General features: G+C 64.6%; 16 protein-coding genes. 11 read left to right on the forward strand and 5 right to left on the reverse strand.

All coding sequences use genetic code 11. From position 1 onward, the window contains the following. Nucleotides 1-8 precede the first annotated feature (8 nt). Nucleotides 9-1,421, reverse strand: coding sequence for a family 43 glycosylhydrolase (locus tag AC51GR_RS04890; protein WP_496323490.1), 1,413 nt, complete (start codon nucleotides 1,419-1,421; stop codon nucleotides 9-11). 243 nt (nucleotides 1,422-1,664) lie between these two features. Between AC51GR_RS04890 and AC51GR_RS04895 the strand changes: the two genes are divergently transcribed. After that, a complete protein-coding gene (locus AC51GR_RS04895) occupies nucleotides 1,665-2,102 on the forward strand; it encodes a hypothetical protein (protein ID WP_496323491.1) in 438 nt (145 codons plus the stop codon). Here the strand turns inward: AC51GR_RS04895 and AC51GR_RS04900 are convergent, their stop codons facing one another. Next, on the reverse strand, nucleotides 2,103-3,449 hold the full coding sequence (locus AC51GR_RS04900) for a cytochrome P450 (protein WP_496323492.1): 1,347 nt from the start codon (nucleotides 3,447-3,449) through the stop codon (nucleotides 2,103-2,105). An 81-nt stretch (nucleotides 3,450-3,530) separates the two neighbouring features. Here AC51GR_RS04900 and AC51GR_RS04905 point away from each other — a divergent pair, with 81 nt between their 5' ends. Then, complete coding sequence (locus tag AC51GR_RS04905; protein WP_496323493.1) at nucleotides 3,531-4,151, forward strand: TetR/AcrR family transcriptional regulator; 621 nt, start codon at nucleotides 3,531-3,533, stop codon at nucleotides 4,149-4,151. Nucleotides 4,152-4,309: 158 nt separating this feature from the next. After that, nucleotides 4,310-5,242: an SDR family NAD(P)-dependent oxidoreductase gene (locus AC51GR_RS04910; protein ID WP_496323494.1), complete on the forward strand. Its 933-nt coding sequence runs from the start codon at nucleotides 4,310-4,312 to the stop codon at nucleotides 5,240-5,242. Nucleotides 5,243-5,276: 34 nt separating this feature from the next. Here AC51GR_RS04910 and AC51GR_RS04915 read toward each other — a convergent pair whose 3' ends face one another. Further along, nucleotides 5,277-5,849, reverse strand: coding sequence for a TetR/AcrR family transcriptional regulator (locus AC51GR_RS04915; protein WP_496323495.1), 573 nt, complete (start codon nucleotides 5,847-5,849; stop codon nucleotides 5,277-5,279). 121 nt (nucleotides 5,850-5,970) lie between these two features. On the opposite strand from AC51GR_RS04915, the gene AC51GR_RS04920 reads away from it, so the two are divergent. Next, the gene (locus AC51GR_RS04920; protein WP_496323496.1) at nucleotides 5,971-6,915 is read left to right on the forward strand and encodes an SDR family NAD(P)-dependent oxidoreductase; all 945 of its coding nucleotides are present in this window, start codon (nucleotides 5,971-5,973) and stop codon (nucleotides 6,913-6,915) included. After that, nucleotides 6,912-7,997 (forward strand): NADH:flavin oxidoreductase/NADH oxidase, encoded by a 1,086-nt coding sequence (locus AC51GR_RS04925; RefSeq protein WP_496323497.1) that lies wholly within the window; start codon nucleotides 6,912-6,914, stop codon nucleotides 7,995-7,997. Before AC51GR_RS04920 ends, AC51GR_RS04925 begins: the two co-directional genes overlap by 4 nt. Before the next feature lie 25 nt (nucleotides 7,998-8,022). Here the strand turns inward: AC51GR_RS04925 and AC51GR_RS04930 are convergent, their stop codons facing one another. Together AC51GR_RS04930 and AC51GR_RS04935 are read right to left on the reverse strand one after the other, a co-directional pair. Continuing rightward, nucleotides 8,023-8,208: a YbdD/YjiX family protein gene (locus AC51GR_RS04930; RefSeq protein ID WP_496323498.1), complete on the reverse strand. Its 186-nt coding sequence runs from the start codon at nucleotides 8,206-8,208 to the stop codon at nucleotides 8,023-8,025. Continuing rightward, nucleotides 8,205-10,472, reverse strand: a complete 2,268-nt coding sequence (locus AC51GR_RS04935) for a carbon starvation CstA family protein (RefSeq protein ID WP_496323499.1) — start codon at nucleotides 10,470-10,472, stop codon at nucleotides 8,205-8,207. The genes AC51GR_RS04930 and AC51GR_RS04935 overlap by 4 nt, the downstream gene beginning before the upstream one ends. 166 nt (nucleotides 10,473-10,638) lie before the next feature. Between AC51GR_RS04935 and AC51GR_RS04940 the strand changes: the two genes are divergently transcribed. From AC51GR_RS04940 to AC51GR_RS04965, 6 genes are all read left to right on the forward strand, one after another. After that, complete coding sequence (locus AC51GR_RS04940; protein WP_496323500.1) at nucleotides 10,639-10,791, forward strand: hypothetical protein; 153 nt, start codon at nucleotides 10,639-10,641, stop codon at nucleotides 10,789-10,791. A 154-nt stretch (nucleotides 10,792-10,945) separates the two neighbouring features. After that, a complete protein-coding gene (locus AC51GR_RS04945; RefSeq protein WP_496323501.1) occupies nucleotides 10,946-11,644 on the forward strand; it encodes an alpha/beta hydrolase in 699 nt (232 codons plus the stop codon). Between the two features lie 44 nt (nucleotides 11,645-11,688). Then, the gene (locus AC51GR_RS04950) at nucleotides 11,689-13,053 is read left to right on the forward strand and encodes an aminotransferase class I/II-fold pyridoxal phosphate-dependent enzyme (protein WP_496323502.1); all 1,365 of its coding nucleotides are present in this window, start codon (nucleotides 11,689-11,691) and stop codon (nucleotides 13,051-13,053) included. 151 nt (nucleotides 13,054-13,204) lie between these two features. Next, the gene (locus tag AC51GR_RS04955; RefSeq protein WP_496323503.1) at nucleotides 13,205-14,587 is read left to right on the forward strand and encodes an LLM class flavin-dependent oxidoreductase; all 1,383 of its coding nucleotides are present in this window, start codon (nucleotides 13,205-13,207) and stop codon (nucleotides 14,585-14,587) included. A 36-nt stretch (nucleotides 14,588-14,623) separates the two neighbouring features. Then, complete coding sequence (locus AC51GR_RS04960) at nucleotides 14,624-16,153, forward strand: ABC transporter substrate-binding protein (protein WP_496323504.1); 1,530 nt, start codon at nucleotides 14,624-14,626, stop codon at nucleotides 16,151-16,153. Continuing rightward, entirely contained in the window at nucleotides 16,150-17,175 is a 1,026-nt protein-coding gene (locus AC51GR_RS04965; protein WP_496323505.1) for an ABC transporter permease, read from the forward strand. The genes AC51GR_RS04960 and AC51GR_RS04965 overlap by 4 nt, the downstream gene beginning before the upstream one ends. Nucleotides 17,176-17,179 lie beyond the last annotated feature (4 nt).

Below are 17,179 nucleotides of genomic sequence, written 5' to 3' on the forward strand. Positions count from 1 at the left end.
CCTCGCCTTCAGGCGAGTGCGGGGTTCGTCCCGCCGGGGTTCGGAGGCAGGGCCGGTCCGTCTTTCACCACGGTGATCGTCCCCATTTCCGCAGGCGCCTCGATGGTCGGTCCGGCAAAGCCGAACATGCCGTAGACGCCGCCGGGGGACTCCCCGGGCACCGTATAGGAGACGACCTTTTCGATCGTCTGTCCGGCCGGGACGTCGATGGTCTCGGCGCCGAGAATCGTTGTGGCGGTGCTGCCGTCCGGCATCAGGACGTCGACCCAGACCTGCCCGGTGTAGGCATGGTCGGCCGGGGCGGTGATCATCAGCTTGGCGTTGACCGGACCACCGGCCTCGGGGAGTGTGGTGGGGGTTTCCGGTGTGAGTGTCACGCGGACAGGGAGTTCGACGTCGGGCGACGCCGGCCCGGTGGAGTTGGGTGAACCGTCGCCGAGCTCGGGCCATCCGTTCGCCCACACGAGGCGGTCGATCATCGCCTCCCGACGCTGAGCGCCACCGGGCAGTTCGAGGTCCGAGCGCGGAACTGCGTGGTAGACCATCCAGTCGGTGCCGCCATCGTCGGTGACCACGGTGTTGTGTCCGGGGCCGGCCCACTCCTGGTTGCCCGCCAGCACCAGGGCGCCGCCGCCGGCGTTGAGGTCGTCACCCTTGCGATCGAGGAATGGTCCCGTCAGTGCCCGGGAGCGTCCGGCCAGCACCCGGTACGCCGTGTCGGGCCCGTTACAGCAATTGCCCGCCGAGACGAAGAGGTAGTAGTAGCCGTCGCGCAGGACGATCTCGGGACCTTCGAAGCGCTCGTCGGCGACCTTGACGGGCGGGCCCGCCGGTGCGGTCCCGTCGGCGCTGAGCGGAACCCCGTAGACCCCGTGGAAGTTACCGACGAACAGTGTCTTCGATGTTCCGTCATCCCACAGGAACGGGTCGATGGTGCCCTTGATCCCGACATCGTTCGCACAGAACACGGGACGCCCGAGATCGGCCCACGGTCCGATCGGGGATGTCGAGGTCGCCATCCCGATACACGGATTGCTCACGTCGTACAGCGAGTAGTACAGGGTGTAGGTGCCGGCCGATTTGTGGATCGACGGGGCCCAGCCCAGATTGCCTGCCGGATGCCACTCGGGGGCAGTGGGGAAGACATCGCCGACGTATGCCCAGTCGACGAGGTCGAACGAGGTGAACATCGTCATGTTGCGTGCGCCCTGGCCGTCGCCCCAGTCGTCGGCGGTGGCATACATGTAGTAGCGCCCGTCATCGCCGCGGATCACGCTCGGATCCGCGGCCACCGGCCGGACGATCGATTGTGCGTCCGCCGGCGACACCGGCATCAACACCAGTGCGACAAGGGCCGCGATCGCAACGACCACGGCGTGCCGAGCGCGAATCGAGATACAGATGTGCCCGGGCTTGTGCATGGTGCTCCTCTTCAGTGCGCCGATGGCGCAGGTCCCGGCAAACATATAAGTCTTAACCTGGACTTGAGGGTTTGCGACGCCCGAAGAGGCCGGGCCGTGATCCAAACGTGCGAATTCCGAGATCTGTGTGTCTTTGGGTGACCCCCCTCGCCGAGCGGGTGACAAGATGGCACACTTTGGTAAAGAATGCATCGAATAGCTAATTCATCTGAGGGATCACCAACCGCCGGGGGATGGTCGCGAATGTTCGAAGGGGACGGCCCACAGGGCCTTGATGCGCTGCCGCGTATCGAGGACAGTGGCCGCGATGGTCGGCGACCGGAATCGGTAGACCTGACCGGGGGCGAACTGCGGACGAGAGCGCTGGTCTCGGTCATCCGCCGCCTGGCGTCGCCGGCGGCCGATCAGCTCGCGTTCCTCGAGCGTCTCGATGTCGGTGTCGACGAACTTCCCCTGCAATTCTCCGAGCTCACCACCTCGATGCCGTGGGGGCTCAGCGAGGCCTGTGGTCGCGATCTGGCGTCGCTCGATCGACTCCTCGCGGAGATCTCATCCCCGGAGAACTCCCACCTGGTGGCCTTCGATGCGCTCGAATCGGCGCCGGAGTGGGCGCGGGTCCGAGCCCTCGCCGAGAACTTCCTGGCCGATCTCGCGATTACCTCGACCGCAGACCGCTCCTGATCAGCTGATCCGGCGCAGGTCGATCGGCATGCCGTCGGTCGGATAGGGCAGTGAGAACCAGCTGAGTTGTGCGGTCCTGTCCGCGGGAACGGTCCAGCGGAAGTTCAGCAGGTAGTGGTGCAGCACCGACCGCACCTCCAGATCTGAGAAGACCTGTCCGAGGCACCGATGGGCGCCACCGCCGAACGGGTTCCAGGCGAACTTGTGCACTTTGTCCTCTTGGCGCTCGTCCGAAAAACGGTCGGGATCGAACCGCTCCGGGTTGCTCCACAGTTCGGGCAGGTGGTGGTTGTGATGCAGTCCGAGTGCGACCGGGGTGTCCTTCGGGATGTGCCGGCCCGCGATGGTGGTATCGGCGCGGGCTCGCCGCACGATCACCGGGACCGGGGTGATCAGCCGTTGGCATTCCTTGATCACGAGCGTCGCCGAATACAGCTCGCCGAGTTGGTCCGGAGTGGGGGAGTCGGTCTGGAGCGCCAGCGATTCCTGGCGACAACGTTCTTGCCACTCCGGGTGCTTTCCCAGTTCGAACAGGACCGTGCTCAACGTGCTGGTGGACGTGTCGTGGGCGGCCATCATCAGGAAGATCATGTGATTGATGACGTCGCGCTCCGACAACCGCTCGCCATCGGCCTCCACCCGGCACAACACGCTGAACACGTCGTCGCCCATGCCTTCTCGCCGGGCGGGCAGATACCGCTCGAAGAATGCCTCGAGTGTGGCCCGTCCGCGGACGCCCCGGCGCCAGCGGGTGAAGGGGAGCGGGTAGCGCACGATCGAGGTCGCGGCCTGGACGCAACCGATGAACGATCGATTGACGCGGTCGATCTCACCGGGCGCCAGGCCCTCGGCGCCACCCATGAACAGTTCGGTCGCGATGTCTAGGGTGAGTTCCTTGAGTGCCGGATATGCCAGGTGGTCGTTCGACGCAGGCAAGGTGCGTACGTGTTCGGCGATCGTCGGCTGCATCAGTTCGGTGTAGGCCGCCAACCGCTCCCGCGTGAACGCCTTCGCCAGGATGCGTCGGTGGCTGCGGTGTTCGTCGCCGTCGAGCAACATCAGGCCGCGGTCGAAGAACGGGCCGATCAGGGTGCGCCAACCGGCCCCGTTGACCAGTGCGCAGTCCCGGTTGATCAGGGCTTCCCCGAGTGCGTCAGGGCCGAGTATCAGCGCCCATTTCTGGCCCAGGAACGAGAGCTCCGACACCGGACCGCCGGTTCGGTACCGGTTGTCCATCAACTCCAGGGGTCGGCGGAAATAGGCAAAGGCGTCCCCGATGAAAGGCACGCTCCGACCGCCGGTGATGGGTGTGGCGCCGACCGGCGCGGGTGAGGTTTTGTGGGCCATCTGGATCACTTTCTATCTGACAGGCGTGTCTTCCTGATAACGTAGCGTGCATCACATCGAGGCGGGTGTCAACATGGTGCGGTGGCGGTCTCAGAGCGGAAGTACGGTGGCGCAAGCGCACATGAGCGGGTGAGCCGCCGGCGCAGGCAATTGCTCGATGCCGCGTTGGAGGTCGTTTCTTCCGTCGGGGCGGAACGGGCGACGATGACCGCGGTCTGCCGGTCGGCGGGGTTGAGCGAACGGTACTTCTATGAGAGCTTCAGCGGGCTCGATGCGTTGATGAGCGATCTGCTCGACGAGCTCGCTGCCGAGGTCCGCGCGGCGGTCCTGGACGCATTGGCCGACGACCCGGACGCCGCGCCTGAGCAACAGATCCGTTCGGCGATAAGCGCTTTCATCGCCATCATGACCGAGGATCAGCGCAAGGGGCGAGTGGTGCTCACCGAGTCGCTGGGCCTGGCCGCCACCCGCGAACACCGCCGCGCCATCGTCAACGAATTCGCCGGGCTGCTGGCGGCCAGGATTCCGGAGATCTTCGGTGACGACGCGGTCCCGGTGCAGGACCGCCGGCCGTTGGCACTTTTGCTGGTCGGCGGTATCGCGGAACTGACCGCCGAATGGGTCTCCGGCGGCCTGAATGCGTCACCGGACCGGATCGTCGAGGTGGTCACCCGCCAGCTGTCGCTCAACCGGGTCGGCTGAACCGGGCCCCACTGCAGCGATGTGCTGAGGAGTGATGCGTCGGTGCTGAGGCGCGACACCTCCATCGTCGGCAAATCGCGACTTTGCCGGCGACAACTTTCGCGCGGGCTACATTCGAAGTGCACCGGATTGTTCATCGGAGGTCTGGAGGTTTACCGATGGCCGACAGGTACTTCCACTGGAATCTGCAAGCGATGCCGGACCAGAGTGGGCGACGGGTGATCATCACGGGTGCGAGCAGCGGGCTCGGCGCGATCATGGCCCGGGAGTTCGCGAAACGCGGGGCCGATGTCGTCGTGGCGGTACGCGACGTCGCAAAAGGGTGTCGGGTGGTGGACAAGATCCGGACCGTGCGGTCCGACGCCCGGGTTCAGGTCGGGGAGATCGAGCTGACCGACCTGCAGTCGGTGCGCGCCTTCGCCGAACACATGGCCGCCCTGGACGAGCCGATTGATGGCCTGATCCTCAATGCGGGAGTCGGCAATCAGCCGCACCTCCTCACCGCGGACGGTATCGAGAGCACCTTCGCGGCCGACGTCGTCGGACATTTCGAGTTGACCGGCAAGCTGATGCCGCTCCTCGACCGGGCGAGCGCCGGGCGGGTGGTCAGCGTGGGCTCCAACCTCTACCGCCGGGTCAAGATGGAGGTCGACTTCAGTGACCTGACCTTCGAGCATGATCATTCACCCCACGGCGCCTACGTCAGGGCGAAGGTGGCAACGGTGTTGTTCGCTGTTGAACTCGAGAGGCGATTACGCGAAAGTGGTTCGTCGGTACGGAGTTTCGTCGGACATCCGGGTTTCACCAAGACTCCCATGCACAACACGGTGACCGGTGTACTGCCGCGAGCGGCGATGGCGGTGGCACATGCGACCGTGGCGCGCGAGCCGGAGGAAGGTGTGCTGCCGCTGCTCTTTGCCGCAACCAGTGAGCACGCCGAGACCGACAGGTTCATCGGCTGGCACCTGCGTCGGGGTGACAAGCGGATCTGGAGCGACGAGATCAGGGGCGTCGGTCTCGATCGTGAGTTGGCGCAACAGATGTGGGAGGCCATCGAAGCGGTGACCGCGGGCCCGGCTCAGGACGGATGACGTGCCGGGTGGGGGTCGATGCCGGACAGTGGACCTAGGCGCGTAGCCCTTTGACGAGCACCTGCACGTAGTTGTTCAGCGAGTCGCGGCCGGCGGTCCGGACGGCGAACGTGGTGCCGCAGATCAGATGTTTGATGTCGGCGGCATCGAGCGCGGCCGAGATCGCGCCCTCTTGCACACCCCGCGCGAGAACCTGCGAAATCAGCTGTCCCAGTTCGCCGAACAACTCTTTGGTGTCCGGGCAGGTGGGGCTTTCGGACGCGAGCACCGCGGCCAGGCCGGGGTCGTCGAGCTGGAGTTCGATCGCGGATCCGATCAGTTCTTCCAAGGCGTGCAGCGTGTCGGGATCCTCGGCGATCTCGCGCGCGATCACGATCAGCTTGTCAAAGGAGTCGACGGCCAGGGCCTCGAGCAGCACCTGCCGGTTGGGGAAGTGCCGGTACGCCGTCCCGACCCCGACCCCGGCGTCTTTGGCAAGTGCGTTCATCGCCAGGGTGTCATCGCCGCATGCGAGGCAGTGACGGGCCGCGGCCAGCAACGCGTCGCGATTGCGCACCGCGTCGGCGCGGAGGCCTTCGCCCGGATGTGCGTGCTGGATGTCGTCCACAGGCCGAGTGTACCGGAGGAAAAATCCATTCGGATGATCTATCCACTTCTGCTAGGTTTGTCGAAGCGGATCAATTATCCGAATCAGTTCGGTCTCGATTCCACGACCAGGAGGAGAAGTGATGGGCCAGAAAACCACCTACTGGACGCTGGATCAGATGCCCGACCAAACCGGCAGGCGCATGATCGTCACGGGAGCCGGCAGCGGCCTGGGTGCGATCGTGGCCCGAGAGTTCGCCGCACGCGGTGCAGAGGTGGTGTTGGCGGTTCGTGACCTCGACAAAGGCGAACGGGTGGCAGACGCGATCCGCGTTGCACATCCGGAAGCGCGCTGCCGGGTCGACGAACTGGATCTGGCCGACCTGGCCTCAGTCGATGCGTTCGCTGCCCGGATGCTGGATGACGACATCCCGCTGGACGTTCTCGTCCTCAACGCGGGCATCGCGAACCAGCCGCATGTGGTCACCGCGGACGGCATCGAGAGCACCTTCGCCACCAACGTCGTCGGACATTTCGTTCTGACCGACCAACTGCTGCCACTGCTCGAACGCGGTGACGATGCCCGAGTGGTCAGCGTGGGTTCGAATCTCTATCGCCGCTTCCGGGCCGACCTGGACTTCGGGGACCTGACATTCGGCCACGACCACTCACCCAGCGGGGCGTATGTGCGCTCGAAGGTTGCGACGGTGCTCTTCGCCACCGAGCTCGAGCGTCGATTGCGAGGGATGGGATCGTCTGTCCGCAGTTTCATCGCACATCCCGGCGTGAGCACCACCCCCATGCACGACACGGCAACCGGCATCCTGCAGCGGACGGTCGTGGCGCTCGCCCACGCGACCATCTCCCGGGATGCCGACGAGGGCGCCCTCCCGATCCTGTACGCCGCGACAAGCGAAGACGCGCAGGTCGGTCGTTTCATCGGGTGGCACTCGCGCCGGTCGGACAAGCGGATCTGGAGCGACGAGTTCGTCGGGGCGGGCCTGGATGTATCGCTCGCGCAGCAACTCTGGACCCGTCTGTCGGCCGTCGGAATCGATGAGGACTCACGGTCGTTGTGGACCGTATGACCCACCCTGCGCTCTTCACGCCGATCACCCTCCGCGGACTGACGATCACCAACCGGGCATGGCTGGCGCCGATGTGTCAGTACAGCTGCTCTGCCGAGGACGGCCTGCCCACCGACTGGCACCTGGTTCATCTGGGCAGCCGCGCGACCGGTGGGTTCGGTCTCATCATGACCGAGGCATCGGCCGTGACCGCGGATGGCCGGATCAGTCCGCAGGACGCCGGGATGTGGAGTAATCGGCACACCACGGCATGGCGCCGGATCGTCGACTTCGTCCACGACCAGGGGTCGGTGATCGGGATGCAGCTTGCGCACGCCGGACGTAAGGCGTCCACGTACGCACCGTTCGCACAGGCCAGTGGATCGATCTCGATTGCCGACGGCGGATGGGTGACCAGCGCCCCATCGGCGATCGCGTTCGACGGATATGACACGCCGGAGTCGTTGAGCCACAACGGGATCGAGAACCTGGTCCAGGCGTTCGCCGCGGCCGCCCGCCGCGCCGACGAGGCCGGGTTCGACGTCATCGAACTCCATGCGGCCCACGGCTATCTGATCCACCAGTTCCTCTCACCGTTGTCCAATCACCGCGACGACGTGTACGGCGGCGACTTCGCCGGACGCACCCGTTTTCTGATCGAGGTCGTCGAGGCGGTGCGCGGGGTGTGGCCGTCGGACAAGCCGCTGTTCGTCCGGCTCTCGGCCACCGACTGGACCGAGGGCGGCTGGACACCCGAGGACAGTGCAGAGCTCGCGGGGATTCTCCAGACCCGGGGCGTCGACCTGATCGACACGTCGTCGGGCGGCAACGTAGCGGCGGAGATCCCGGTCGGCCCGGACTATCAGGTCCGGTTCGCCCGGATCATTCGTGAGCACTCGGGGTTGCCGACTGCCGCGGTCGGTCTGATCACCGAGCCCGGACAGGCCGAGAAGATTCTCACCTCCGAAGCCGCCGACGCGGTCCTGCTGGGTCGTGCCGCCTTGCGTGAGCCGGCCTGGCCGCTCCGCGCTGCGCACGAACTCGGACTCGACAAAGATCAGGCGCCGTATCCGCCCCAATACATCCGGGGCGCGTGGCGGTGAGCGAGGTTCTCGTGGCGGCCTGCGATCAGCAACAGCGGCCCTGCGGATTGTTGTCCTGCGCAGCGTAACGCGCACGCCAGTAGTCACCCTCGGTCAGCGGCGGGGCGTCTGGATGCCGCGAACGGTGGTGGGCGACGTAGCGCTGATAGTCGTTGTCGCCCATCACTGATCTCACATACCAGCGCACCGCCCGCAGGCCACGCCGTGTCATCGAGGCAGCGGTGCCGGTTTCTCCTTCCGATACTCGTCCCATTCGCGTTGCACCTCCTTTTCGGTCGGCGTTGCGATCATCCCGCTCGGTGCGAAGAACTTGCTCTGCACCGGTTCGTCCTCGGTGGTGGGCAGGCCGTGACTGCGAATCGCTTTGGTGGACACGAATATCGCCGCGATGACGACGATCAGGACGAGCACCGCGAAGACGATCGACAACGTGCCCTGGATGAACGTATTGCGGATCACGGCATCGATCTCGCCGGATGTCTTGGCGGTTTTGAAGGCGGTCAGGCCGGAATCCTTCGCCTCGACGAAGTCTTGGTGCTGTTGCCAATACCCGATGGCCGGGTTGTTCGAGAAGATCTTCTGCCACGACGCGGTCATGGTCACGATCAGGTCCCAGACCAGCGGAACCCCGGGTATCCACGCCCATTTGAACAGCCCGCGTTTGAGCACGATCACCAGCACCACGGTCAATGCGATCGCGGCCAGCAACTGGTTGGCGATGCCGAACAGGGGGAACAGGGTGTTGATGCCGCCGAGGGGGTCGGTAACCCCCATCAGCAGGATGGAACCCCACAGTCCCACCACGATCACGGTGCACAACCAGGCACCGGGCCGCCACGACGGGTCCTTGAAGCGCTTGCCGCCCTTCACATTGCTCAGGCCGTCCGAGAGCATGAACCGGGCGACGCGGGTCCCGGCGTCCACGGTCGTCAGGATGAACAACGCCTCGAACATGATTGCGAAGTGATACCAGAAGGACCGCAACGATTCTCCGCCGAACGCGCTCTGCATGGTGTCTGCCATGCCCATGGCCAGCGTCGGTGCGCCACCGGTTTTCGAGATGATCGACTCCTCGCCGACCGCTCTGGCCGCCTCTTCCAGTTGCGCTGCGGTGGCCGGGTCGCCGCGTAGGCCGGGCAGACCGTTGACGTATTCCGCCGCGGTCTCCGGGGTTCCGCCGGTGACGGCGGCGGGCGCGTTCATCGCGAAGTACAGATGCTGGTTCAGGATGCAGGCGGTGATCAAGGCCATGATCGCCACAAACGATTCGGTCAGCATGCCGCCATAGCCGATGATCCGGGCCTGGCTTTCCTTTTCGAGCAGCTTCGGTGTGGTCCCCGACGCGATCAGCGCGTGAAAGCCCGAGAGTGCGCCGCACGCAATGGTGATGAACAGGAATGGGAACAACGCTCCGGCGAAGGCCGGGCCCTGCCCGTTGCTCGCGAAGTCGCTGACCGCCGGTGCCTGCATCACCGGGCGGGCGATCACGATCCCCAGTGCCAGTAGCACGATCGTGCCGACCTTCATGAAGGTCGACAGGTAGTCGCGTGGTGCCAGCAGCAGCCAGACGGGCAGCACCGCGGCAGCGAAGCCGTAGATGATGATGCACCAGCTCAGGAACATGGGAGAAAGGCTGAACAAGTCACGGCCCCAGCCTGATTCACCGACCCAGCGTCCGGAGACGATCGCCAGTATCAACAGGACGAAACCGATCAGCGACACCTCCGACACCTGGCCGGGCCGCAGGAAGCGCAGATACACGCCCATGAACAGCGCGATGGGGATGGTCATGGCGATCGAGAAGACGCCCCAGGGACTGTCGGCCAACGCGTTGACGACCACCAGTGCCAGCACCGCGATCAAGATGATCATGATCGCGAAAACAGCGATCAATGCCGCGAATCCACCGACGTCCCCGAGTTCGTCGCGGGCCATCTGGCCGAGGCTTCGGCCTCGTCGGCGGGTCGAGATCGACAACACCAGATAGTCCTGGACGCATCCGGCGAACACGGCGCCGATGATGATCCAGATGGTGCCCGGCAGGTATCCCATCTGTGACGCCAGCACCGGCCCCACCAGCGGCCCGGCCCCGGCGATGGCTGCGAAGTGGTGGCCGAACAACACCCGGCGATCGGTGGGCATGTAGTCCTGGGCGTTGTCGAGGACCTCGGCGGGGGTGGCGTGGTCGTCGCGCGGACGTACCACCTTCATCTCGATCAGCCGGGCGTAGAACCGATAGCCGATGATGTACGTGCAGATCGCGGCGATCACGAACCAGACCGCGTTGACGGACTCGCCACGCACGAACGCGATGATCGCCCACGCGCACGCGCCGATGATGGCGATCACCGCGAAGGTGAGCCGTTTTCCGATGGTCATCGGACTGCGATCGATGATCGCGACCGGTGGTAGATCCGGGTCGGTCCGAATGAGCTCGATGTGTGGATCCGGCCGGCGTTCCTGGGTGTCGGTCACCGTGACTCCTGGGTGCGTGTGGGCGGTAGGAGGCTGCTTTCCAATTGTGGCGCGCGCCACCCCATGACCCACCCGGTTCGGCGATCTTGGCACCCTCCGACCGATGGCCGGTGTGGTCGGCGGGTGATGGTGCTCTTGCCCAGGGGCCAGTCCGGGGATCGGCGGGTTGTCGGCCACCGCTCGGGTGGCCGGCTACCTCCTCAAGAAAGCCGAGGCCGACGTGCAGCGCACGATCGTCGCGGTCGCGAGGGGAGATGCCGTCTTCGGTCCCCGCGTCGCCGAACAGGTGGTCGGGTTCTTCGCCGGATCCGGCGACTGATCGGCCTGGCCGTGTTCATGTTCCGAACAAAAGCCTCTCCAAGGCGCGATTCGCGAATTATGTTCGGCCTGAACCTTAATCTTGTCCACCACCCAGGAGCCGCGAGATGGTTGCCTGACACCCCGTGCGGGGCCGACCTGGAGTTAGGACGTCTGTGAGTATCGACTGGCTGGAACCGGAAGCAACGGTGCGTGGTTCGGTGATTGTCATCGCCGGACGCGGTGAGCATGCCGGGGTGTACCGCCGTTTTGCTCGCCGCATCGCATTCGACGGGTATCGGGTCAGGGTGGTGGATGCCGGTCATGATGCGACCCTTCGCGCGGTTGCCGAGGCGGACGCGTCGTTGCCGATCGTGGTGGTGGGTTCGGACTCCGGTGCCACCGACGCGCTGACCGTCGCAGCATCGACGCCCGCGGTGACCGGTGTGGTGGTTGCCGGCCTTCCCGTGGAGACGGCCGCGGCAACATCCGTGGACTGGGATGACGAACTCGAGATCAGGTCGGCATGCCCGGTTCATCGAGGGGTGCTCGGTGCGGGAGACAACCTCGACCGGGGAGCATTCGACGTCCCGGCTGCGCCGGTGACAACCGAAGCGCTCACCGCCACAGCCATTCCTGCGCTGGTCGTGCATGGTTCGGCCGATGCGATCAGTCCCGCGGGCGAGGTGCAAAGACTCGCCCAGTCCTTGCCCGTCGCGCGAGTCGTGATCGTGAACGAGGGCAGGCACGACATCCTCAACGACGTGGCGCATCGATCTGTGGCAGCCGAGATCGTGCAGTTCCTCGAACGTCTCCGACTGCCGGGCGTGCCTGAGATCATCACCCGGGTCCCGGCCGGTGCGCTCGCCGGATAACGGTGGTCGCACGAGCTGCACTGCAGCAATCGAAGGAGGCGACGATGTCGGGTGCGCTTCAATCCGATGTGATTGCTCCAGAGTGGCTGGGTCGGCGCGTCGCCGGCCGCACGAACAATCTCGCCGAGGCGGTTGCCGAATTGATCAGGTCAGGCGAGATTGCGGTCGGCGACCGGCTCCCCACGGTTCGCTCGCTGGCCAAGACGACCGACTTGACCGTCGGCGCAATCGTCCAAGCGTGGTCGCAACTGCAGGACCAGGGGTTTGTGCAGACCCGCCGGCGTGGTGGGACAGTCGTCCTCCCGCCGCGAGACTCTGTTCCGGAGAGGGGTATCGCGGACTGGCGGGGAGTCGATCTTGCCCAGAACGCACCCGACCTGGCTTTACAGCCATCGCTGGCAGATGCTCTGATCTCCAGCCTCGGGGCCGAGACCCTGAATGTGTTCGGTCGCGAGTTGATGACCCGGCGGCTGCAGCGGGCGGTTGAGCAGAGTTGGCCATTCGAGCCGCAGTTCTGGGCGACGGCCGGGGGTGGTACCGAGGCGTTGTTGCTCGCGCTCGAGGCATCGGCTCCGCCCGGTTCGACGATCGCTGTGGACGAGCCACTGGGACCCGGTGTGCTGGACACGATCCGGGATCTGGGACTGCATGCGATCGGTGTCGGCGCAGACGCCGATGGCCCTTGTCCCGATCAGTTGGAGGCTGCATTGGCCGCCGGTGCAGTGGCATTCGTCTTCCAGCCGGGTGCTCCGTTTGCCATCGATCACGTGGTGACGAACGAACGAGCCCACGAGCTCGCGCAGGTTCTCGCTGCCCATCCGGGGATATGGATCCTCGAGGATGATTCGATCGGACCGCTGGAGTCGGGCGAGCTGCCCTCGATGGGCGCTGCGTTGCCGGACCGCGTCGTTCGGATACGTAGCTACTGCAAGGCGTATGGAATCGATGTTCGCACTTCGGTTTTGGGTGGATCACGGGAACTGGTCGAAGCGGCGATGAGGCTGCGCAGTCACGGGGTCGGATCGAACAGCCGCATTCTGCAGGACACACTCGCGTACCTGATCGACAGCGACGACGCCGAACGCGCGGTCCGCACGGCGCAGGAGCGATACGGCGCGCGGCGCACCGCACTTCTCGGCGCATTGGTGGCCCGGGGCGTCGATGCACGCGCCGGCGCGAACAGTCTGGTGGTGTGGGTGACGGTTTCGGACGAGACAGCTGCGCTTGTTGCTCTTGCCCGACAGGGAATTTCGGTCGGAGCGGGGTCGCGCTCGTTCGTCGGGCCGACCGCTCGCAACCTGTTGCGGATTTCAGTGACCCAGTTGCCTGACGACACTGAGGGAATCGATCAACTTGCGGACCTCGTCGCGACCGCGGTCGCCGAGTCGACGCGGGAGTTCTTCGACTGACGAACTATGTTCTGGCGCCCGCGCCACAACATAGAAATATGTTTCGAACCTCGGAGAATCTAAACCTCTGCACCGGGTTCTTTGTTCCATACACTCCGATGTAACACGAGTGAATAACTCCGCCAACGGCATTCACATAAGGAGCATCTTCATGACCAAGCGACAGCTCAAGCTGGGGGCAGTTCTGACTCCCACCGGTGGTCCAGGTCATCCCTACTCCTGGCTGGACCCGGAGATCCCCGGTGACGCCAGTGTCGACATCGACTGGTACATCAAATATGCGCGCATCGCCGAGGACGCAAAGTTCGATCTCGTCTTCATCGTCGACAGCCAGTTCATCACCCCGGATTCGCCTCCGCACTACCTGAACCGTCTCGAGCCGCTGACCCTGTTGTCGGCACTGGCGGTGGCCACCACGAGCATCGGACTCGTCGGCACCGCGACCACGTCGTTCAACCAGCCGTTCAACCTGGCCCGTCGTTTCGCGTCGCTGGACCTCATCAGCCGAGGCCGTGCCGGCTGGAACGTCGTCACGAGTGGCGATGCGGGCACGGCCGGAAACTACGGCCTCGAAGAACACTACGACTACGCAACCAGATACGGCCGCGGACTCGAACACGTGGAGGTGGTCAAGGCGCTGTGGGATTCCTACGAGGACGACGCATTCCCGCGTGACAAGGAGACGAAGCAGTTCCTCGATCCCGGTAAGCTGCACGCTCTGGATCATCGTGGTGAGTACTTCTCCGTCGTCGGTCCACTCAACATCGAACGTTCCAGGCAGGGGCAACCGGTGATATTCCAGGCCGGGGACTCCGAACAGGGTCGCGATCTCGGCGCACGGATCGCCGATGGAATCTTCACTCATGCACCGAGTTTCGAGGTCGGCGCGGCGTTCTATGCCGATATCAAGAACCGGGCGTCGGCACTGGGACGTTCTCCCGACGACATCGTGATCCTGCCCGGTGTGTCGGTGACGGTCGGCGACACGGATGCCGATGCACGTGAGATCGAACGCGCCGCGCAGTTGGCGGACAACAACTTCGACAAGTCTCTCAACGAGCTCGGAAGGCCGTTCGGGTGGCACGACTTCCGGCAGTATGACCTCGATGCACCGTTCCCGACCCAGGCTCTCAAGTTCGCCGAGCGCAGTTTCTATACCAACGCCAAGAAGATCACCGACCTGGCGGCCGAGCGCGGACTGACCTTACGCCAGACGGTGGAGACGCTCAGCTCGCCGAAGCTCTCACCCTTCACCGGCAGTGCCGAGACGATCGCGGACGAACTGCAGCGGTGGCTCGATGGCAGGGCGCTGGACGGCATCAACATCCACATCGGTCATCCCGCGCAGTTTCGTCGATTCGTCGACGAGGTGTTGCCGATCCTGCGAGACCGTGGGGTCGTCCGACAAGACTATGAGGGAACAACCCTGCGCAGCAACCTCGGCCTTCCCTTTGTCGAGAATCGACACACGGTGGCGGCGCGCGACGGCATTGCCCCCGCACCACTTCCCGGCGCCTTCTCCGCCAGCGTCTGACACATCCCATCCAATTCTTTTCAACAGGAGTATCCAGTGAGCAGGAAGAGCCGGCGCAGTGCCGGCATCGTAGTACTCGGGCTGATCGTGGCACTGATGGCAACTGCATGCGGTGGCGGAACCAGCAGCAGTGCAGGCGGTTCCGAGGTGAAGTGGGCGTTCAGCCTCCCCACGTCGTGGGATCCGGTGACGAGCCGAACCGGCAACGACATCAACACGATCAGCCTCGCCTACGCATCACTGACCCAGGTGGACAAGGACGGGAACGTGAAGCCGTCGTTGGCCGAGAGTTGGGTGTACAACGAGACCGGCACCGAAGTGACATTCACACTCCGGGACGGACTGACCTTCACCGATGGCACCGTGCTCGATGCGACTGCGGTCAAGGCATTCTTCGACCGTGGTAAGACGCAGGAGGATTCGTTCCTCAAGGATCAGCTCGCCGGTGTCACAGAGGCGGTCGTGGACAGCCCGACCGAGGTGACCCTGAAGTTGTCGGCACCGGACTACCAGATCCCGTATCTGGTCGCCGGACGCACCGGTGCGATCTCGAGTCCCGCTGCAGCGTCGGACACACAGAAGTTGAGTGTCTGGCCCGTTGGTGCAGGCCCGTTCAAGATCACCGACTTCGTGGCCGAAGATCACGCCTACTTCGAGAAGAACCCCGATTACTGGGATGCCGAGAACATCGATATCGACACGTTCCAGCTCAGTGTCGCACCGGACCCGGCGACACTCGTCGCGGCCGTACAGTCGGGCTCGATCGACTTCGCCACATTGCCCGCACTGCAGGCCGAACAAGCGAAGGCCTCCGGCCTCACCGTGACCGTCGCGCCCTCCCTGGCCGCGAACAATGCGTCGATCAACCTGAACAAGGCGCCGTTCGACAACCCGAAAGTGGTCGAGGCCTTCCGGTACGCGTTTGATCGGCAGGCGTTTGTCGATGTGATCACTGCCGGCCTCGGTAGCGTCACCAGTCAGCCTTTCCCCGAGGGCAATCCGGCGTTCAACCCCGAGGTCGAGAAGTTGTGGAGCTACGATCCCGAGCGCACCAAGCGGCTCCTGCAAGAAGCCGGGTACGGCCCGGGCGAGTTGTCACTCACGATCACTGCGCAGTCCACGGCCACCAACCGAGCCGAACTCGCTCAAGCGCAGCTGAAGAAGGTCGGCGTGGAATCCACCATCGCGGTGGTGCCTCCGGGCTCATCCACATGGCAGAGCGAGGTCTACATCGCCAAGAATCCGCAGCTGGCGACCGACGGCACGATCGGTCGCGAGTCGCCGGTTCAGAACCTGCTCGCCACCTACGGCAGCGAGGGAATCATGAACCTCAGTGGCCCACATGCTTCACCGGAGTTCGTCGCGGCTCTCGATCTCGTGCGTGCAACACCGATCGAAGATCCGCAGTACCAGGCTCGTCTGTGGGCGGCGGTGAAGGCGGGTGTGGAACAGTCGCCGAGCAACTACCTGTTCAGCAACCCGTGGATCATCGTCTCGGACCCGGCGCTGAAGAATCTCAACATCCTTCCATCCCAGATCCGTTGGGAAGGCGTCACGGTCTCATGACCTCGACCACGATCGGACCCGCCCACACCGGGAGAGCCTCGGCCCTCCCGGTGTGGCCGGGCGCGGTGCGTTCGATGTTGCGCGTGGTGATGGGCACGGCGTTGATCGTCATCCCGGTCTTCTTGTTCTCGACCCTGATCACCTTCCTTCTCGGCGCCGCCAGCGACATGAATCCGGCCGCCGGAATCGCAGGTGATGAGGCCACGCCGGAAACGATCGCCAGGATCAACGCGGAGTTCGGATTGGACAAACCGCTGTGGCAGCAATACTTCGACTGGATGTCGAGCATGCTCACCGGGGATCTGGGCGTCTCGTGGTTCAACAAGATTCCCGTCAGTGAGTTGATTGGGCAGAGGCTGGCCGTCAGCGCATCGATCGCCGGTCTGGCTCTGGTGATCGGTATCGTGTTCGGGGTCGGCCTGGGGCTGCTCGCCGCGGTGTATCGGGGAAGCGTTTTCGACCGTCTGGTCACCGCCTACACGTCCGTGGTCTCGACCTTGCCGCCGTTCGTCATCTCGATCGGTCTCATCCTGGTCTTCAGTGTTTGGCTGGGGTGGTTGCCGTCCGCCGGATACGTTCCGCTGGAGGAAGATCCGGGCCGCTGGCTGATGTTGATCATCATGCCGGCGGTGGCGCTGAGCATGGACGTGGTCGCCGACATCGCTCGGCAGCTCCGCACCGGACTGGTCTCCGAGTTGGAGCAGGATTACGTCGTCGGCGCAGTGGTGCGAGGTATCAGTCCGACGCGCATTCTCTTCGTCCACACCTTGCGCAACGGGGCCGGGCCGGCACTGGCCATCTTGGGGATGAAGATCCCTACCCTGATCGGAGGCGCGGTCGTGATGGAGACCATGTTCTCGATGCCCGGATTCGGGCGGCTCGCAGCAGATTCCGCTCTGCGGGGTGATGTACCGATCGTGCAGGGCGCACTCGTGGTCGCAATCGTGTTCGTCCTGGTCTGCAATCTTGTCGTCAACATCGTGCTGGGCACCCTGACTCCGGCAGCCAAGCGAAGGGAGTGAAGAC

Source organism: Williamsia sp. z71, from assembly GCF_059553375.1.